The sequence below is a fragment of the Variovorax sp. Varisp41 genome (genome assembly GCF_047325085.1).
Lineage (GTDB): Bacteria > Pseudomonadota > Gammaproteobacteria > Burkholderiales > Burkholderiaceae_C > Variovorax.
The window spans coordinates 4,980,366-4,997,817 of the sequence record NZ_CP168540.1 but is presented as its reverse complement, the minus strand read 5'-3'; the positions used below and the strand labels follow the sequence as shown (position 1 = coordinate 4,997,817).

17 protein-coding genes are annotated in these 17,452 nt (G+C 70.4%); 1 reads left to right on the top strand and 16 read right to left on the bottom strand.

Annotated features, from left to right (window positions below; genetic code table 11):
- Positions 1-11: 11 nt before the first annotated feature.
- From ACEN9J_RS23115 to ACEN9J_RS23075, 9 genes are read right to left on the bottom strand one after another with little or no spacing between them, the layout of a single operon-like run.
- Positions 12-1,727, bottom strand: coding sequence for an FAD-dependent oxidoreductase (locus ACEN9J_RS23115; protein WP_413762161.1), 1,716 nt, complete (start codon positions 1,725-1,727; stop codon positions 12-14).
- Positions 1,727-2,473 (bottom strand): SDR family NAD(P)-dependent oxidoreductase, encoded by a 747-nt coding sequence (locus ACEN9J_RS23110; protein WP_413762160.1) that lies wholly within the window; start codon positions 2,471-2,473, stop codon positions 1,727-1,729. The genes ACEN9J_RS23115 and ACEN9J_RS23110 overlap by 1 nt, the downstream gene beginning before the upstream one ends.
- 24 nt (positions 2,474-2,497) lie before the next feature.
- Entirely contained in the window at positions 2,498-3,247 is a 750-nt protein-coding gene (locus ACEN9J_RS23105; RefSeq protein WP_057594692.1) for an SDR family NAD(P)-dependent oxidoreductase, read from the bottom strand.
- A 28-nt stretch (positions 3,248-3,275) separates the two neighbouring features.
- The gene (locus ACEN9J_RS23100) at positions 3,276-3,995 is read right to left on the bottom strand and encodes an ABC transporter ATP-binding protein (RefSeq protein ID WP_057594693.1); all 720 of its coding nucleotides are present in this window, start codon (positions 3,993-3,995) and stop codon (positions 3,276-3,278) included.
- Complete coding sequence (locus tag ACEN9J_RS23095) at positions 3,988-4,773, bottom strand: ABC transporter ATP-binding protein (RefSeq protein ID WP_261212371.1); 786 nt, start codon at positions 4,771-4,773, stop codon at positions 3,988-3,990. The genes ACEN9J_RS23100 and ACEN9J_RS23095 overlap by 8 nt, the downstream gene beginning before the upstream one ends.
- A complete protein-coding gene (locus tag ACEN9J_RS23090) occupies positions 4,770-5,735 on the bottom strand; it encodes a branched-chain amino acid ABC transporter permease (protein WP_413762159.1) in 966 nt (321 codons plus the stop codon). Before ACEN9J_RS23090 ends, ACEN9J_RS23095 begins: the two co-directional genes overlap by 4 nt.
- 2 nt (positions 5,736-5,737) lie before the next feature.
- On the bottom strand, positions 5,738-6,640 hold the full coding sequence (locus tag ACEN9J_RS23085; RefSeq protein WP_057594695.1) for a branched-chain amino acid ABC transporter permease: 903 nt from the start codon (positions 6,638-6,640) through the stop codon (positions 5,738-5,740).
- A 16-nt stretch (positions 6,641-6,656) separates the two neighbouring features.
- A complete protein-coding gene (locus ACEN9J_RS23080) occupies positions 6,657-7,868 on the bottom strand; it encodes an ABC transporter substrate-binding protein (protein WP_296739608.1) in 1,212 nt (403 codons plus the stop codon).
- A 59-nt stretch (positions 7,869-7,927) separates the two neighbouring features.
- On the bottom strand, positions 7,928-8,707 hold the full coding sequence (locus tag ACEN9J_RS23075; RefSeq protein ID WP_057594697.1) for an SDR family NAD(P)-dependent oxidoreductase: 780 nt from the start codon (positions 8,705-8,707) through the stop codon (positions 7,928-7,930).
- 148 nt (positions 8,708-8,855) lie between these two features.
- Here ACEN9J_RS23075 and ACEN9J_RS23070 point away from each other — a divergent pair, with 148 nt between their 5' ends.
- A complete protein-coding gene (locus ACEN9J_RS23070; RefSeq protein ID WP_413762158.1) occupies positions 8,856-9,578 on the top strand; it encodes a GntR family transcriptional regulator in 723 nt (240 codons plus the stop codon).
- A gap of 16 nt (positions 9,579-9,594) precedes the next feature.
- On the opposite strand, the gene ACEN9J_RS23065 is transcribed toward ACEN9J_RS23070, so the two are convergent.
- From ACEN9J_RS23065 to gtdA, 7 genes are all read right to left on the bottom strand, one after another.
- Positions 9,595-10,485 carry an acyl-CoA thioesterase gene (locus tag ACEN9J_RS23065; RefSeq protein ID WP_413762157.1) on the bottom strand — a complete coding sequence of 297 codons (891 nt, stop codon included), beginning with the start codon at positions 10,483-10,485 and terminating at the stop codon, positions 9,595-9,597.
- A 300-nt stretch (positions 10,486-10,785) separates the two neighbouring features.
- Positions 10,786-12,138: an FAD-dependent oxidoreductase gene (locus ACEN9J_RS23060; protein WP_413762156.1), complete on the bottom strand. Its 1,353-nt coding sequence runs from the start codon at positions 12,136-12,138 to the stop codon at positions 10,786-10,788.
- On the bottom strand, positions 12,135-13,109 hold the full coding sequence (locus tag ACEN9J_RS23055) for a Bug family tripartite tricarboxylate transporter substrate binding protein (protein ID WP_296739621.1): 975 nt from the start codon (positions 13,107-13,109) through the stop codon (positions 12,135-12,137). The genes ACEN9J_RS23060 and ACEN9J_RS23055 overlap by 4 nt, the downstream gene beginning before the upstream one ends.
- 69 nt (positions 13,110-13,178) lie before the next feature.
- Positions 13,179-14,165 carry a Bug family tripartite tricarboxylate transporter substrate binding protein gene (locus ACEN9J_RS23050; protein WP_057594701.1) on the bottom strand — a complete coding sequence of 329 codons (987 nt, stop codon included), beginning with the start codon at positions 14,163-14,165 and terminating at the stop codon, positions 13,179-13,181.
- A gap of 60 nt (positions 14,166-14,225) precedes the next feature.
- Positions 14,226-15,467 carry a 3-hydroxybenzoate 6-monooxygenase gene (locus ACEN9J_RS23045; RefSeq protein WP_413762155.1) on the bottom strand — a complete coding sequence of 414 codons (1,242 nt, stop codon included), beginning with the start codon at positions 15,465-15,467 and terminating at the stop codon, positions 14,226-14,228.
- Between the two features lie 11 nt (positions 15,468-15,478).
- The gene (locus ACEN9J_RS23040) at positions 15,479-16,183 is read right to left on the bottom strand and encodes a fumarylacetoacetate hydrolase family protein (protein WP_413762154.1); all 705 of its coding nucleotides are present in this window, start codon (positions 16,181-16,183) and stop codon (positions 15,479-15,481) included.
- 65 nt (positions 16,184-16,248) lie between these two features.
- The gene (gene gtdA / locus ACEN9J_RS23035; RefSeq protein ID WP_413762153.1) at positions 16,249-17,325 is read right to left on the bottom strand and encodes a gentisate 1,2-dioxygenase; all 1,077 of its coding nucleotides are present in this window, start codon (positions 17,323-17,325) and stop codon (positions 16,249-16,251) included.
- Positions 17,326-17,452 lie beyond the last annotated feature (127 nt).

Below are 17,452 nucleotides of genomic sequence, written 5' to 3'. Positions count from 1 at the left end.
GAAGTGTGTGGTCAGGCGTGTTCGTCGTGGCCATGGGCCAGGTGCATGCCGGCCGCCCAGCCGAAGGTCAGGGCCGGTCCCAGCGTGATGCCGGGCGCAGGATACTCGCCTCCCATCACCGAATGCATGTCGTTGCCGGCCACGTACAGGCCCGCGATCGGCGTGCCGCGTGCATCGAGCACGCGCGCATGGCCATCGGCGCGCACGCCCAGGGCCGTGCCGATATCGCCGGGATAGACCTTGACCGCATAGAACGGTGCCTTCGCGACCGGCGCCACGCAGGCATTGGGCTGGTGCTCGGGGTCGCCGAGGTAGCGGTTGTAGGCCGTGCTGCCCTTGCCGAAGGCCGGGTCCTCGCCGCGCGCGGCCGGTGGGTTGAAGGCGGCCACGGTGCGCGCAAGGCCGTCGGGGTCGACATCGACCTGGCGTGCCAGTGCCTCGAGCGTGTCGGCGCGGTACAGGTAGCCGGCGCGCACCAGGTGCTCGCGCGAGCGCCCGCCCGGCAGCGCGAGGCCCAGGCCCCACTTTTCCATGAAGTCGCTGTCGCACACCAGCAGCGCCGGGATGCTCGTGCCGGCCTCGTTGGCCTGGTACATGCCGCGCACGAACTCGTGGTACGAGCTAGCCTCGTTGACGAAGCGTTCGCCGCGCGCGTCGACCGCGATCAGCCCGGGCTTGGCGCGATCCCACACCAGGTGCGGATAGCGCAGCATGCTGCCGTCGGGGCGCTTCATCATCGACACCGGCGCCCACAGCGCCGGGCCCGTGTGGCCGGTGCCGAGCACGCCGCCGGCCTGCCGCGCCATCGCGATGCCCTCGCCGACATTGCCCTGCGGCGACATCGAGTAGGGCCCGGTCGGCGCGGGATAGTGCTCGGCGCGCATCTGCGCATTCCACGGAAAGCCGCCGGTCGCGACCACCACGCCGCGCCGCGCCTGCAGCACGATCTCGCGGCCATCGCGCTTCACGCGCACGCCGGTCACCGCACCGCCGGCATCCTGTTCGAGCCCCAGCGCGGGCGTCTCGAGCCAGAACGGAATCTTCTGCTTCAGCAGCCCGTGGAACAGCCGCCCCGCGAGCGCATTGCCCAGCAGCAGCCGCGTGCCGCGGTGGTGGCCGCCCAGGCGGTCGGCGAAGTAGCGCAGCACCAGCTTCATGCCGTGCTTCCACGACGCGAACGAGCGCGTGACCGCGAGCAGGTGCTTCACGTCGGTCATGTTGACCATCATCCCGCCGAGCACGCAGAACTCGGGCAGCGGATCGCGCAGGGTGCGGAAGTGCGGGCCGAGCAGCCGGCCGTCGAACTCGATGGGGTCGAGCGAACGGCCGCCCATCGCGGCGCCCTCGCGGTCGGGGTGGTAGTCGGGCGAGTAGGTGCGCGCGGCCAGTTGCACGTCGGTGCGCTCGCGCAAATAGCGCAGCGCGCGCGGCCCGGCCTCGAGGAAGGCATGGCGCAGCGCCTCGTCGCCGGCCGCGCCCACCGTGTTGCGCAGGTAGGTCAGCGCCTTCTCGGGCGTGTCGGGATGGCCCGCGGCCTCGGCCTGGTCGTTGAGCGGCACCCACACCGCGCCGCCCGAGATCGCGGTCGAGCCGCCGATGCGGTCGGTCTTCTCGAGCACCAGCACGTCGAGGCCCTCGAGCTTCGCCGTGAGCGCGGCCGCGAGCCCGCCCGCGCCGCTGCCGATCACGACCACGTCGTAGCCGGTCTTCTCCTGGGGCTGCGCCATCACGCCCCCGAGCCGCCGAGCGACTTGCCGCCGTCGACGAACAGCACCTGGCCCGTGACGAAGCCAGTGGCCGGCGAGGCGAAGAAGGCCACGGCCTGCGCGATGTCCTCGGGCCGGCCGGCCGCGCCCGTGGGCTGCAGCGCGAGCTGCGCGGCGCGGCGCTCGGGCGTGAGCGCGCGCAGCAGCGGCGTGTCGATCAGGCCCGGCGCGATCGCGTTCACCAGGATGCCGCGCGGCGCGAGCTCCATCGCGCTGGCGCGCGTGTAGCCCACCAGCGCGGCCTTCGAGGCCACGTAGTGCGGATGGTTCTTCGCGCCCAGGTAGGCGCGCGAGGCGATGTTGACGATGCGCGCGCCGTCGGCCATCTTGCGCGCGGCCTCCTGCGTGAGCGTGGCCACCGCGAGCAGGTTCACCTCGTACATGCGGCGGAAGTCGGCCGAGCTCACGTCCATGAAGGCGCGCTCGTCGAAGATGCCGGCGTTGTTCACCAGCGCGGTGAGCGGCGGCAGCGACTGCACCATCGCGCGCACCGCGGCCTCGTCGGTCAGGTCGATGGCGCGGTAGTCGACGTCGAGGCCGGCGGCGCGCAGCACCTGGGTCTCGCGCTCGGCCAGCGCGCCGTTGTAGTCGGCCATCACCACGCGCCAGCCGTCGCGCGCCAGGCGCTCCACGATGGCGCGGCCCATGCCGCTGGCGCCGCCGGTCACCAGGACCAGCGGCTTGTTGTCATCACTGCTGTTGTTCATCGTTGTTCCGTCGAAGCGCGGCGCTCAGGCCGCGAGGTAGCCGCCGTCGACCGGCAGCACCACGCCATTGACGTAGCTGGCCATCGACGAGGCGAGGAAGACCACCGGCCCGGCGATCTCGTCGGCCTCGCCGTGGCGCTTGGTGAGCACGCGGCTCATGTACCAGTCGGTGCCGTGCTCGGTCTCGCGCTGGCCGGCCGTCATGTCGGTCACCATGAGTCCGGGCGCCACCGCGTTCACGCGCACGCCCCAGGGCGCGAGGTCGCGCGCCAGCACCTGCGTGAGCGAACGCACGCCGCCCTTGGCCACCACGTAGCCGGCCGAGGAGATGCCCGCGCCGAAGGCCACGATCGACGACAGGTTGACGATGCTGCCGTGCGTGCGCTTGAGCGCGGGCACGAAGGCCTGCGTGACGTTGAACACGCCCTGCAGGTTGACCGACAGCACGCGGTCCCAGGCCTCGCGCGCGCCGGGCTCGTCGAACTTCGAGCGCGCGGAGATGCCGGCGTTGTTCACCAGCACGTCGATGTCGCCGTGCGCCGCGGCGATGCGCGCGGCGAGCGCGTCGACCGCCGCCGCGTCGCTGACGTCGACGCTGTCGGCATCGGCGCGCCCGCCCGCGGCGCGGATCGAGGCCGCCACCCGTTGCGCGGGCTCGAGGTCGCGGTCGACCACCAGCACGTGCGCGCCTTCGGCCGCCATGCGGCGCGCGATGGCCTCGCCGAGGCCGCGCGCGGCGCCCGTGACGAGCGAGAGCTTGTCCTTCAGAAGCATGGGAATTCCTTTGCGAAAGCGGCGCCGTTCAGACGCCGAGGTAGGCGCGGCGCACGGCCTCGTCGTTGGCCAGCTGCGCGGCGGGGCCGTGCAGCGAGATCTCGCCGTTCTCGAGGATGTAGCCGTAGCTCGACACCGCGAGCGCGAGCTGCACGTTCTGCTCGACCAGCAGGATGGTGATCTTCTGTTCGCGGTGCAGCCGCTCGATGATCTCGAACATCTGCTCCACCAGCAGCGGCGACAGGCCCATCGAGGGCTCGTCGAACAGCATCACGCGCGGGCGCGCCATCACGGCGCGGCCGATCGCGAGCATCTGCTGCTCACCGCCCGACAGCGTGGCCGCCATCTGGCCCTGGCGCTCCTTGAGGCGCGGGAACATCGCATACACGGCCTCGAGGTCGTTGCGGATGCCCGCGCGGTCGCGCCGCAGGTAGGCGCCCAGGTCGAGGTTCTCGCGCACGCTCATGTCGCGGAACACCTGCCGACCCTCGGGCACCTGCACGATGCCGCGCTGGACCAGCGCATCGGAGCCCAGCCGGTCGATGCGCTCGCCGGCCAGCCGCACCTCGCCCTCGGTGCAGTCGACGATGTTCGAGATGCAGTTGAGCGTGGTGGTCTTGCCCGCGCCGTTGCTGCCGAGCAGCGCGACGATCTCGCCCTCGGGCACGTCGACCGAGACATGGCTCAGCGCCTGGATGCGGCCGTAGGCGGCCGAGATGGCGCGCAACGACAACAGCGATTCAGCCATGCGCGGCCCCCTTTGCACTTCCCTTGCCCAGATAGGCCTCGATCACGCGCGCGTCGCTGCCGATCTGCGCGGGCGTGCCCTCGGCGATCTTCTCGCCGAAGGCCATGACGGTGATGCGATCCGAGATCGACATCACGAGCTGCATCACGTGCTCGACCAGCAGCACCGTGATGCCGTCGCGCGCCACCAGCTCCTTGAGCAGCCGGTCCAGGCTCTCGATCTCGCGGTTGCGCAGGCCGGCCGCGGGCTCGTCGAGCAGCAGCAGCTTGGGGCGGATGGCCAGCGCGCGCGCCAGCTCGAGCAGCTTCTGGCGGCCGAAGTCGAGGTCGCGCGCGGGCTGGTGGCGCTCGTCGGCCAGGCCCACGCGCTCGAGCAGGTGCAGCGCGAAGTCCTCGGTCTCGCGGTCGGGGCGGCGCAGCAGCCGGCCCAGCGTGCCGGTGCCGCGCGCATGGGTGCCGAGCAGCACGTTCTCGAGCACTGAAAGTTCGGCGAACAGCTCGAGGTTCTGGAAGGTGCGCGCGATGCCCAGCGAGGCCATGCGGTAGGGCGACACGCGCGTGAGCTCGCGGCCCTCGAAGACGACGCTGCCGCTGCTGGGCGTGTAGAAGCGCGAGATGCAGTTGAAGGTGGTCGACTTGCCGGCGCCGTTGGGCCCGATCAGCGCATGGATGCGGCCCTGCTCGACCTGGAACGACAGGCCGTTGACCGCCTTGAGGCCGCCGAACACCACGCTGATGTCGCGCACGTCGAGGAAAGCGGCGGCATTGGTCGTGCTCATCGCGCGCCTCCCGCCGGGGCCGCGCGGCGCGTGGCCTTGCGTGCCGCGAACAGCGAGGCCATGCCCTTGGGCAGGAACATCATGAACAGCATCAGGATGCCGCCGTAGATGATCTCCTGGTAGGACGGTGCCTGGCGCAGCAGCTCCGAGGCCAGGCCGAACACGATGGCGCCCGCCACCGCGCCGCGCACCGAGCCCAGCCCGCCGACCACCACCATGGTGAGGATCAGGATCGTGGTCTGGAAGCCCAGGCTCTCGGGATGGATGAAGGAGGTGAACAGCGTGTACATGCCGCCGGCCACGCCCGCGAAGGCCGCCGACAGCACGAAGGCCGTGACCTTGACGGCGCGCGTGTTCACGCCCATAGCGATCGCCGCCACGTCGCTCTCGCGCACCGCGCGGAACGACGAGCCCAGCCGCGAGCGCGACAGCGCCACCGCGAGCCACAGCATCAGCGCCGCGATCGCGACCACGAAGGGATAGGCCTGCAGGTCGTTCATCAGCCGCAGGCCGCCGAGCGCGGCCGGCTTCATCTGCAGACCGTTCGAGCCGTTGGTCACTTGCTCCCAGTTGAGGAACACCCATTGCATCGCCTCGCCGAAGGCGAAGGTGGCGAGCGCCAGGTAGATGTCGCGCATGCGCAGCGCCAGCAGGCCGATGACCCAGCCCAGCGCGGCCGCGAGCAGCGCGCCCGCGAGGATCGACACCATGAACGGCGGCTGCCACTGGTTGTTGATGAGCCCGGCCGTGTAGATGCCGATGCCGAAGAAGGCCGCGTGCGAGAGCGCGAACTGGCCGGTCTCGCCGATCACCAGGTGCATGCCGAGCGCGAGCACGCTGAACACCATCAGCAGGTTGACCACGTACAGCACGTAGCCGCTGGCCGCGAAGGGCAGCACCGCGAGCACCACGGCCATGGCGATCAGCACGCCTCGATCCCAACAGGGAGAAGTCGTCTGCATGCTCATACCTTCTTCACCTGCGGCTTGCCGCCGAACAGACCCTGCGGCCGCACCAGCAGCACCACCATGATCGCGACGAAGGGCGCGACCACGATGGCGTTGGACGAGATGAACAGCCCCACCAGGTTCTCGACGATGCCGATGACGAAGCCGCCGACCACCGCGCCCGGCAGGCTGGTGAAGCCGCCGACGATGGCGGCCGCGTAGGCCAGGATCGCGATGTGGCCGATGTCGGGCGTGATCAGGATCTTGGGCGTGATCAGCAGCGCCGCGATGGCCGAGAGCAGCCCGGTCAGGGCCCAGATCTTCATGCGGATGGTGCCCAGCTTCACGCCCACGATCTGCGCGCCGCGCGGGTTCATGCCGACCGCGCGCATGGCCTGGCCGGTGCGGGTGCGCGTGAACATCAGGTACAGCAGCACCATCACCACCACGGCGGTGCCGAAGATCGCGAGGTCGAGCAGCGTGAGCGAGGCCTGGCCGATGGTGATCGGGTCCTGCGGCACCAGCGAGGGCAGCGAGCGCGGCGTGTCGCCCAGCCCGGTCTTGCGCACCAGGCCCTTGAGCAGGTAGGCGAAGCCCAGCGTGGCGATCACGAGCTGCACGCCGACGCCGCGCGAGGCGGTCACGCGCTGCATCACCACGCGCTGGAACAGCGCGGCCACGAGCGCCGTGACCGCGAGGCTCGCGAGCACCGCGCCCCAGTAGGGCCAGCCCCACACCACCAGCGGGAACAGCGCGAGGTAGCCGCCGGCCATGAAGATCTCGCCCTGCGAGAAGTTCGGCACGTCGGTGGTCTTGAAGACCATGACGATCGCCACCGCGAGCAGCGCGTAGACGCTGCCGGTGACGATGCCGGACAGCACGCCCTGCTGCACGAACAGCCAGATGTCGGAAAGGCTCATGGGATCGCAGCCGCCCTCAGGGCTTGTACTTCCACACGCTCTTGTAGCTGCCGGGCACGAGCGTCATGTTGGTTGCGTCGAACTTGATGTAGATGGCCGCCTCCTGCGCCGCGCGGTCGTCGGGGCCGAACTCGATCGGCCCGGCCATCACGCCGGAGTCGAACTTCATGGTCGACAACGCCGTGAGCACCTTCTCGCGCGTGGGGCTGGGGCCGGCCGCCTTCAGCGCATTGACCACCGCCATGGCCGAGGGAATGCCGTAGGGCATGTAGGTCTGCGGATAGCCGGGCTTGGCGGCCAGCTCGGGATAGGCCGCCTTGTACATGTCGTAGACCCACTTGAGCTTGGGGCCGCCGGGCACGTCGGCCAGCACTTCCTGGATGTAGACGTTCTTGAAGGCGTCCTTGTTGCCCACGTTCTCCACCAGCTGCTTGAGGTCGGCGGTGGAGTTCACGGCGAGCACGATCGGCTTGTTGAAGCCGAGCTCGAAGGCGCGCTTGACGATCAGGCTCACGGGCCGCGCGTAGGTGGTGAGCAGCAGCACGTCGGGGTTGGCGGCCTTGATCTTGAGCATCGGCGCCGTGACGTCGGTGATGTTCGGGTTGACCGACTGCACCTGCAGGTCGACGCCGCCGAGCGCCTTGGCCTGCGCCTGGGCCGACTCGAGGTTCCAGCCGCCGTAGGCGTCGTCGTGGTTGATGTAGCCGATCTTCTTCGCCTTCAGGTGCTCGCTCGCGAACTGCACCATCGAGCCGCCCACCGCATGCTGCGAGATCGAGAACGCGCCGTAGATGTACTTGGAAGGCGGATACAGCGCGCCGTCGCCCGAGGCGTTGAGCATCACCAGCGGGATCTTCGCGCGCTCGACGTATTCGCGCGCGCCGACCACGGCGGCCGAGCAGGAGCCGCCGTTGAGCAGGAACACCTGGTCCTGCTCGGTGAGCTTCTTGACCGCGGCCAGCAGGTCGTTGGCGTTGCAGCGGTCGTCCTCCACCACGAGCTCGATCTTGCGGCCGTTCACCCCGCCTTCCTTGTTGATCTTGTCGTAGTACATCTTCGCGGCGTTGATGACGTCGAAGCCGTAGTTCATCGACGCACCCGACATCGGCGAGAACATGCCGATCCTGATGGTCTTGTCGGTCAGGCCGGGCTCGGCCTGCGCGGCGGCGGTGCCCGCCAGGGCGCACAGCGCGGCGCCGAATGCCAGGGCGAGGAAGTTCTTCTTCATGACGTGTCTCCGTTGGTATGGGTGAGTGAAAGGCGCCGCCCGGTCGCTGGCGCCGGGCCTTACTGCATGCGGTAGCCGCCGTTGACGTCGATCACGTTGCCCGTGATGTACGCCGCCTGCTCCGAGACCAGGTAGTCGACCGCGCCGGCCACGTCGTCCACCGTGCCGATGCGACCGAGCGGGATGTTGGCGGCCGCGGCCGTCAGCGCGCCGCTGCTCTGCACGGTGCCGCGCAGCATCTCGGTGTCGATCAGGCCCGGCGCGACCGAGTTGACGGTCACGCCCAGGTGCGCCGACTCGCGCGCCATGGCCTTGGTCAGGCCCAGCACCGCGGCCTTGGCACCGATGTAGGTCGCGCTCGAGCGGTAGCCGCCGAGCTGCGCGGCCACCGAGCCGAAGGTGACGATGCGCCCATGCGCCACCGGCCGCGCCTCGCGCCGGCGCAGGTAGGCGCGGCCGCAGAGGAACACGCCGCGCGCGTTCACGGCGAAGGTGCGCTCCCAGTCCTCGAGCGAGGTGTCCTTGATCGGCGAGCGTTCGCCGCCGGGCATCAGCAGCAGGCCGGCCACGCAGACCACCACGCCGACCGGCCCGATGCCGGCCTCGATCTCCTCGAAGGCGGCCTCGACCGCGGCCTCGTCGCTCACGTCGAATTGGCGCGCATGGTGGCCCGCGCCGAGCGAGGCGGCCACGGCGCGCGCGTTGTCGCCGTCGATGTCGGCCACGACGACGCGCAGGCCGCTGGCCGCGAGGCGCCGGCACACGGCCTCGCCGATGCCGCGGCCGCCGCCGGTCACGAGGGCCAGCCGGCCGGGGGCTTGTGCATGATGTTCCGCCATGGGATGCGAGGTCTCCGAAGCCGCGTCGGATGCGGCGTGAAAGTGAATCGAGGACCGCATTGTGTATACATGCCCATCTTTGCACGCTCTCGTTTTCCCTTATTCGACGACTATTGAACCAGTTTCCACGGCATCATGTATACCTGACATGGACACACTCTCTCAACAAGTCACCGAGACGCTGCGCACCTGGATCCTGCACGGACGGCTCACGCCGGGCACGCGGGTGGAGGAGGTGCCGATCGCCGAGACCCTCAAGGTGTCGCGCACGCCGGTGCGCGCCGCGCTCGCCGCGCTGGCGATGGAAGGGCTGATCGATCACCAGCCGAAGAAGGGCTACCTGGTGCGCGCCTTCGCGCTCGAGGACATCCTGGCCGCCTACGAGGTGCGCTCGGTGCTCGAGGGCCTGGCCTGCCGGCGCTTCGCGGCGCTCGGCGTGGACGACGCGACCGCCGCGCTGCTGCGCGACTGCCTGCGCACCGGCGACGAGATCCTGGCCAAGGGACAACTGCTGCTCGACGACCTCGCGCCCTACCAGCAGATGAACGTGACGCTGCACAACGCGCTGATGCAGGGCGCGCGCAACCCGTGGGTGGTGCGCTTCGGCGCGCAGGCACAGGCCGTGCCCTTCGCCTCCGACCGCATCATGCTGTGGCACGACCACGGCGTGATCCTGCGTTCGCACGACGACCACCACCGCATCGTGCAGGCCGTGATCGACGGCGACGCGGCGCGCGCCGAGCAGCTGATGCGCGAGCACGTGTATTACGCGGGCATCCTGCTGCGCGACAACTACCAGCGCGTGCTCGACGAGCGCGCGGGCAGCGCGGTCGCGCAGGATCCGCCGCTGGCCCTGAGCAACGGCGCCTAGGCGGCGCCCTGCGCGGCTACTTCTTCAGCGCCCGGATGCGCAGCATGCCTTCCTGCGCCGTCGAGGCCACGAGCCGGCCGTCGCGCGTGTAGATGCTGCCGCGGCACAGGCCGCGCGCGCCGCTCGCGCTCGGCGAGTCGAGCACGTAGAGCAGCCAGTCGTCGAAACGGAAGTCGCGGTGGAACCACATCGCGTGATCGAGGCTCGCGGGCCGCACCTGGCCGGTCATGAAGCTCAGGCCGTGCGGCAGCATCGCGGCGCGCAGCAAGCCGTGGTCGGAGGCATAGGCCAGCAGCGCGCGGTGCACCATCGGGTCGTCGGGCAACGGCGCGATCGCGCGCATCCAGATCGCGCTGTCGGACGCGGGCCGCGGCACCGGCGCGAGCAGGTCGTCGGGCTGGACCCGGCGGTACTCGATGCCGTGCGGCTCGATCGCCTTGCTGCGCCAGGGCTCGGGCAGCCGGTCGCCGAGCGCGATGCGCTGGTCGAGCTCGCTGACCAGGCCCTCGGGGCCGGCCAGCTCGGGCATGTCGATCTGGTGCTCGACGCCCTCGTCCACGGTCTGGAACGAGGCCGACATCTCGAAGATGATGCGCTCCTGCTGGCGCGCCACCACGTGGCGGGTGGTGAAGCTGCGGCCGTCGCGCACGCGGTCCACGCTGTACTCGATGGGCGCATGCTCGCCCGGCAGCAGGAAATAGGCGTGCATCGAATGCACGGGCCGGTCGGCGCCGACCGTGAGGTTGGCCGCCATCAGCGACTGGCCCAGCACCTGCCCGCCGAACACGGCCGGCGTGCCGATGTCCTCGCTCTGCGCCAGGAAGCGGTCGCCGCCCAGCGGTTCGAGCTGCATGAAGGCGACGAGGTCTTGGACGAGGCGGGCGGCGGTGGCGGGATCGGGGGTCATCGGAAGCGGTCTGGACGGGAAAGAACCGCAAACGATAGCAAACATGGGGCCAGGGGGCTGTCGCGCAGGAAGCCCGAAAGCGGGAACCGTACGCAGAGGACGCGAAGGTTTCGCGAAAGACGCCAAAGAACAGCCGAAATGATGTGGGCCGCGCCCGATCGACCGCGGCGCCCCGAGCAAGGCTCGCCTCGAAGGGAGCGCGGCGGCGCCTCGACGACAGCCCACCTTTTTCAGGTTTCTTTTTTGCGTCCTTCGCGAAACCTTCGCGCCCTCTGCGTCCGGCTGTCCGATCCCGCTCCCTCAGCGATCCAAATCGACCCCGTCCGCCGCCAGCTTCGCCTGCAGCGCCGCCACGTCCACGTCGGCGAACGCGCCGCTGCCGAGCGTGGCCGCCGCCGTGCCCGCGGCCTGTCCCATCACGAAGCAGCCGCCGCTGGCGCGCGCGGCCGACTGGCCCTCGTGCGTCATCGAGGCGCAGCGGCCCGCCACCAGCAGGTTGGCGACGGTGCGCGGCACCAGCATGCGCCAGGGCAGGTGGTTGTAGGCGTTGTCGGCATCGCGCGGGAAGGCCCACTCGATGCGGCCATCGGCATGCATCTCCATCGGCCAGGCATTGAGGCCGATGGCGTCGTCGAACTTCGCCGACGACAGGATGTCCTCGCGCTCGAGCGCGTACAGGCCCTGGATGCGCCGCGTCTCGCGCAGGCCGACCTGCGGCGCGATCTCGACGATGGCCGACTGCGCGAAACCCGGCACCTCGGCCTTGAGAAAGCGGAAGTACTCGGCGATCTGGCGCCGGCCCTCGAGCTCGCCCTCGGTGAGCTCGCGCGCATCGACGCCGTTCATCGCGCGGCCCTCGGCATTGCGGATCTGCGTGACGTTGGCGCGCCATTCGCGCGGGTCCTTGTTGGGCCGCAGGATCGCGCCCTCGCGCGGGAAGCGGTAGGCGCCGGGCTTGCTCGCCTCGGCGCGCGCCATGAAATCGTTGATGGCCTTGAACTCGCCCACCGCCTCGAGCGCGGCCGGCGCGTCGACCTGGCCGATGCGGAACATGGTGGTCGGGAACAGGCCGCTGCCGTGGCCGTCGCCGACCTCGAAGGGCACGCCCGCGAAGGCCGCCACGTCGGCGTCGCCGCTGGCGTCGACGAAGGCATTGGCGCGGATCGCCTGCCGGCCCGACTTGGTCTCGACCACCAGCGCCGCGATGCGCTCGCCCTCGAGGATCACCGAGGCCGCGAAGGCATGGAACAGCAGCTTCACGCCGGCCGCCTCGAGCAACTGGTCGGCCGCGAGCTTGTAGGCCGAGGTGTCGTACGAGCGCACGCGGATGCGCCCGCCCATGCCGTCCTGCGGATCGTTCATGCCGTTGAGCGCGGCGATGCGCTCGACCAGCTCGTCGACCACGCCGCGCACCAGCTGCGTCATCTGGCCGCGGCGCTTGCCGTACAGGCCCGCGAAGTTGGTGACGCCGCCCGCCGTGCCCATGCCGCCGAGGAAGCCGTAGCGCTCCACCAGCAGGGTGCTCGCGCCGTGGCGCGCGGCGCTCACGGCGGCGGCGATGCCGGCGGGACCGCCGCCGACCACCACCACGTCGTAGCTGCCGAACACCGGCAGCGAACGCGACGGCTCGGCCATCGTCATTGCAGCCGTCATTGGAGGGTGATGCCCTTGGTCGAGATGATCTTGGTCATGATCGCGGCCTCGTCGTTGACGCGCGCGCGCATGCCGTCGGGCGAGGTGCCCACGGCCTGCCAGCCCTGCTCGAACAGCTTCTGGCGTACCTCGGGCTGCTTCATCACGGCCTCGAGCTCTCGCCCGATGCGCGCCTGCGCGGTCTTCGAGAGGTTGGCCGGGCCCAGGAGCGCCACCCACACCTCGAGGTTGAAGTCGCGCACGCCGGCGTTGGCCAGCGGCGGCACCTCGGGCACCAGCGCGCTGCGGCCGGCGGTCAGGCCGATGGCCTTGAGCTTGCCGGCCTTGACCTGCGGCATGGCCACGCCGGGCGGGATCAGGCCCATCTGGATCTGGTCGCCGAGCATGCCGGTGATGACCTGCGGATTGCCCTGGTAGGGCACGTGCTCGGGGTTGAAGCCCGGCACGCGGCTCTTGAGCAGCTCCATGCCCAGGTGGCCGACCGAGCCGATGCCCACCGAGCCGTAGTTCCACTTGTTGCCCGCCTTGCGGCCGGCATCGAAGAAGGCCTCGCCCGAGGGCAGGTTGTTCTGCGCCACCAGCACCAGCGGCGCGGTCGCGAGCAGCGAGAGGTAGGTGAAGTCCTTGGCCGGGTCGTAGGGCAGCTTCGGGTAGAGCAGCTTCGACGACGTGAGGTTGCCGTTGATGACGACGCCCAGCGTGTGGTCGTCGGTGGCCTTGGCCACCGTGTCGGCCGCGATGTTGCCCGAGGCACCGGGCTTGTTGTCGACCACGATCGGCTGGCCCAGCGCCTTCGACAGCGGCTCGGCGATGGTGCGTGCGGCGATGTCGGGCGTGGAGCCCCCGGGGAAGCCCACGAGCAGGCGGATGGGCTTGGTGGGCCAGGCGGGCGTCTGCGCGCTCGCGGCCAGCGGCAGCGAGGCGGCAGCCAGGCCGCAGGCGATCAGAAGGGCTCTCTTGGTGGCGTGCATGGAGGAAGAAATGTCAAAAAGTGTCAAAACAGGCGGGCAGCTTAACTGCCCCAAGCAAGGCACGGGCCGCTATTCGAGGCTGATGTTGCCCCTGCGCACCAGCTCGCCGTAGACCTTGGACTTGGCCTCGGCCTGGCGCTCGATCTCCTCGGGCGACCAGGCCAGCGGCTCGAAGGCGAAGGTGTCGAAGCGGGCGCGGATCTCGGGGTCGGCGATGACCTTCGCCACGTCGGCGTTGATCTTCGCCTTGATGGCCGCCGGCACGCCCTTGGGCGCGAGCAGCGAGACGAAGGAATTGACCTCCAGCCCGGCCGGGCCGCCGGCCTCGGCCATGGTCGGCACGTCGGGCATCTGCGGGATGCGCTTGGGCGCGGCCACGGCGATGTAGCGCAGCTTGCCGGCCTTGTAGATGCCCTGGCTCGAGGGAATGCTCGCGAAGGCCCACGGCACCTCGCCGGTGCCCACGTTCGAATACAGCTGCGAGACCTCGCGGTAGGGCGCGTGGCGCATGCGGATGCCGCTCAGCGCCTCGAGCTGCTGCGCGCCCAGGTGGCCCGGGCTGCCCACGCCCCAGGAGCCGTAGACGATGGCGTCGGGGTCGGCCTTGGCGGCGGCGATCAGGTCGGCCATGGTCTTCCACTTGGAATCGCTGCCCACGGCCACGAAGAAGGGCGTGCGGAACAGCGAGGCCACCGGGTCGAAGTGCTGCAAGGTCACGAAGTTGCGCGACTTGTACAGGTGCGGCAGCGCGGCCACGTGCTCGCTGTCGAGCTGCAGCAGGGTGTAGCCGTCGGGCGCGGCGCGCCGGGCCTGGTCGATGGCGATGAAGCCGCCGCCGCCGGGCCGGTTGTCGATCAGCACGCGCTGGTTCCACAGCCGCGAGAGCTTGTCCGAGACCAGCCGCAGCACCGCGTCGGGGCCGCTGCCGGCCGCGAAGGGCGTGACCAGGGTCACGGGCTTGTTCGGATAGTCGCCGGCCTGGGCCGCCGCGCCGCCGGCCATGGCCAGCGAGGTCAGGGCGAGAAGGCCGGTCAGCAGTGCGCGCGGGAAATTCATGGTCGTTTGTCTCCGTGGGCCTGGGGCCTCGATGGTTGTGGATCTTGAAGGCGTCGGGTGTCAGTGCGGCGAAAGCGCGGTGGCCTGGGGCCGCAGCGCCTCGGGCGCGTCGTCGAGGCAGCGCTCGGGCCGCCAGGCATAGAGCCACTCGACCGCATCGTAGAAGCGCTCGGGCGTGCGGCCCGGCCAGAGGCTGTTGCGCACCAGGCGCTCCACGCCCTTGGCATGGTAGAGCCGGCCCATCTCGCGCACCGACAGCACCACGCGGGCCGTGCGCGCCACGCGCGCCGCCTCGTAGAGCCGGAAGGCGGCCGGCAGGTCGAAGTCGCAGGCCTTCACGGCCTCGCCGAGCGTCACCGCGTCCTCGAGCGCCATGCAGGCGCCCTGCGCCAGGTACTGCATCATCGGATGCGCGGCATCGCCCAGCAGCGTGGCCGCGCCCTCGCTCCAGCGCTCGACCGGGTCGCGGTCGGCGGTGCTCCAGCGGCGCCACGAGGTCGGGCGATCGAGCAGTTGGCGCGGGCGCGCATGCACGCCCTCGAAGTACGACAGCACCTCTTCCTTGCTGCCGTCGGTCACGCCCCATTCCTCGCGCTCGCGGCTGTGGAAGGTGACGACCAGGTTGTATTGCTCGCCATGGCGCAGCGGGTAGTGCACCAGATGGCAGTTCGGGCCGGCCCAGACCACGGGCGCGTTCCAGCGCAGATCGGCCGGCATGTCGGCCGCCGGCACCACCGCGCGGTAGACCACGTGGCCCGAGACGCGCGGCGCGTCGCCGATGAGCGCGGCGCGCACCACCGACTTCACGCCGTCGCAGCCGACGATGGCATCGGCCTGGAAGCGCCGGCCGTCGCGCGTGACCGCGACCACGCCCTGCCCCCGGGTGTCGAGGCTCTCGACCTGCGCCGAGGTGTGGAAGCGGATCAGCGGATGCTGCTTCACGGCCTCGTGGATCGCGCCGTGCAGGTCGGCGCGGTGGCTCACGGCATAGGGGTTGCGAAAGCGCGCGCGGAAGGCCTCGCCGACCGGCACCGAGGCTACCTCCGAGCAGTCGACCGCGTCCATCATCACCAGCCGGTCGGTGAACACCGAGCCCCGGCGCACCGCCTCGCCCACGCCCAGCGCGTCGAGCGCGGCGAAGGCATTGGGGCCGAGCTGCAGGCCGGCGCCGATCTCGCCGATGGCGGCGCTCTGCTCGAGCAGGTCGATCGACACGCCCAGGCGCGCGAGCGCCAGCGCGGCGGCCATGCCGCCGATGCCGCCGCCGACCAGCAGCACGGTGGGGGAAGGGGTCGGGCTCATGCGCGGCTCGCTCAGTCGATGCGAACGCGGAGCGACGGCAGCCGCTCGATGCTGACCTTGATCGTCTGGCCGGGCTTCACCGCGCCCACGCCCTCGGGCGTGCCGGTGAAGATCAGGTCGCCGGGCTGCAGCGCGAACAGGGTCGACAGGTTGGCGATCACTTCGTTGACCGACCAGATCAGGTGCGTGATGTCGCTCTTCTGGCGCACCTCGCCGTCGACCTCGAGGCGGATCTCGCCGGCATCGATCTCGCCCACCTCGGCCAGCGTGCGCAGCGGCGCGATCGGCGCCGAGAAGTCGAAGGCCTTGCCGATCTCCCAGGGCCGGCCCTGCTCGCGCATCTTCATCTGCAGGTCGCGGCGGGTCATGTCGAGGCCGACGGCATAGCCGTGGATGTGGCTCGCGGCCTGTTCCACCGGGATGTCGCGCCCGCCCTTGCCGATGGCCACCACCAGCTCGGCCTCGTAGTGGTAGTTGGCGGTCAGCGCCGGATAGGGAATGGCGCCGGTCGTGCCCTCGGCCACCGGCACCACCGAGGCGTCGTCGTTGGGCTTGCAGAAGAAGAACGGCGGCTCGCGGTCGGGATCGAAGCCCATCTCGCGCGCATGGGCCGCGTAGTTGCGGCCCACGCAGTAGACGCGGCGCACGGGGAACTGCTTGTCGCTGCCGACGATGGGCAGGCCGACGATGGAAGGGGGCGTGAAGACGAAGGACATGAGGGCTCCTGCCGCGTGGGGCGGCAACGGTCGAGGGAAAGGAAAAAAACGAAAAGGGCCGGGACTCAGGCGTTCTCGAGGAAGGCTTCGCGCAGGATCCCCATGGCCTGCTGCACCGGCCGGTCCGAGAAGCTGAAGAGCACGCAGTCGCCGTTGGGCGCGTGCAGCGTGAGCGGCGCCCACGAGGGCACGACGAAGGTGTCGCGCGGCCCGAACTCGAAGCGCTGGCCCGCGATCTCGGCGCTGCCATGGCCTTCGACCACGCTGTAGACGCTGCCGTCGGTGGCACGGTGCGTCTTGCCCGCGAAGCCCTTGGGCAGCAGCTGCAGGTTGGTGGAGATGGTCGGCATCGGCGAACCGCCGGTCAGCGGGTTGATGTAGCGCAGCTTGTGGCCCAGCCAGGCATCGGGCGCTTCCTGCTTTTGCAGTTGCGCCAGCGCCTCGCGGCTGCGTGCATAGGGATAGTTGAAGATCGGCGAGGTCTGCGAGGCGTGGTCGTGCCGCACCGGCACCATGTTGTGGCCGAAGCGCGCGAGGCTGTGGCCCTCGGGCCGCGCCACGTGCTGCACCCTGGCGTCGTCGTTCTCGGCGAAGCCGGCGTCGAAGAAGCGCAGCATCGGGATGTCGAGGCCGTCGAGCCAGACCACCGGCTCCACCACGCCCTCGATGCCCTCGTTGCCATGGTCGTGCCAGGCCCACGAGGGCGTGATGATGAAGTCGCCCGGGTACATGGTGGTGCGCTCGCCGCCCACGGTGGTGTAGGCCCCCTGGCCGTCCACGATGAAGCGCAGCGCCGACTGCACGTGGCGGTGCGAGGGCGCCACCTCGCCCGGCATGATGAGCTGCAGCCCGGCATAGATCGACTGCGTGATCGAGGAGTTGCCGGGCAGCGCCGGGTTCTCGAGCACCAGCACGCGGCGCACGGCCTCCTCGGCGGTGATCAGGTCGGCCGACTCCATCAGCAGCGGGCGGATCTCGTCGTAGCGCCACAGCGCGGGCACGCAGGGCGTCTGCGGCTCGCGCGGCACCAGCGCATGCAGCGATTCCCACAGCGGCGTGAGGTGCAGCGGGCGGATGCGGTCGTAGTAGTCGCGGCGCTCATCCGCATTGGAGGGCGCGGCGCGGGCGGTGGAGGGGTTCATGGCGTGTCTCTCGCGGTGCATGGCGCGGCGGCGACTTCGGGCGCCGGCCTTCTGGTTAGAACTTCCGAATCAACGGGATCATCCGCCCGCACTACTATTGGCGCAATGGGGGACCGGCGATAGCTCC

Coding starts and splice junctions, on each gene's coding strand:
- ACEN9J_RS23110 (WP_413762160.1), bottom strand. CDS start 2,473: ATGAACAACAGCAGTGATGACAACAAGCCGCTGGTCCTGGTGACCGGC.
- ACEN9J_RS23045 (WP_413762155.1), bottom strand. CDS start 15,467: ATGAGCCCGACCCCTTCCCCCACCGTGCTGCTGGTCGGCGGCGGCATC.
- gtdA (WP_413762153.1), bottom strand. CDS start 17,325: ATGAACCCCTCCACCGCCCGCGCCGCGCCCTCCAATGCGGATGAGCGC.
- ACEN9J_RS23065 (WP_413762157.1), bottom strand. CDS start 10,485: ATGACCCCCGATCCCGCCACCGCCGCCCGCCTCGTCCAAGACCTCGTC.
- ACEN9J_RS23070 (WP_413762158.1), top strand. CDS start 8,856: ATGGACACACTCTCTCAACAAGTCACCGAGACGCTGCGCACCTGGATC.
- ACEN9J_RS23115 (WP_413762161.1), bottom strand. CDS start 1,727: ATGGCGCAGCCCCAGGAGAAGACCGGCTACGACGTGGTCGTGATCGGC.
- ACEN9J_RS23055 (WP_296739621.1), bottom strand. CDS start 13,109: ATGCACGCCACCAAGAGAGCCCTTCTGATCGCCTGCGGCCTGGCTGCC.
- ACEN9J_RS23085 (WP_057594695.1), bottom strand. CDS start 6,640: ATGAGCCTTTCCGACATCTGGCTGTTCGTGCAGCAGGGCGTGCTGTCC.
- ACEN9J_RS23040 (WP_413762154.1), bottom strand. CDS start 16,183: ATGTCCTTCGTCTTCACGCCCCCTTCCATCGTCGGCCTGCCCATCGTC.
- ACEN9J_RS23095 (WP_261212371.1), bottom strand. CDS start 4,773: ATGAGCACGACCAATGCCGCCGCTTTCCTCGACGTGCGCGACATCAGC.
- ACEN9J_RS23105 (WP_057594692.1), bottom strand. CDS start 3,247: ATGCTTCTGAAGGACAAGCTCTCGCTCGTCACGGGCGCCGCGCGCGGC.
- ACEN9J_RS23075 (WP_057594697.1), bottom strand. CDS start 8,707: ATGGCGGAACATCATGCACAAGCCCCCGGCCGGCTGGCCCTCGTGACC.
- ACEN9J_RS23080 (WP_296739608.1), bottom strand. CDS start 7,868: ATGAAGAAGAACTTCCTCGCCCTGGCATTCGGCGCCGCGCTGTGCGCC.
- ACEN9J_RS23060 (WP_413762156.1), bottom strand. CDS start 12,138: ATGACGGCTGCAATGACGATGGCCGAGCCGTCGCGTTCGCTGCCGGTG.
- ACEN9J_RS23090 (WP_413762159.1), bottom strand. CDS start 5,735: ATGCAGACGACTTCTCCCTGTTGGGATCGAGGCGTGCTGATCGCCATG.
- ACEN9J_RS23100 (WP_057594693.1), bottom strand. CDS start 3,995: ATGGCTGAATCGCTGTTGTCGTTGCGCGCCATCTCGGCCGCCTACGGC.
- ACEN9J_RS23050 (WP_057594701.1), bottom strand. CDS start 14,165: ATGAATTTCCCGCGCGCACTGCTGACCGGCCTTCTCGCCCTGACCTCG.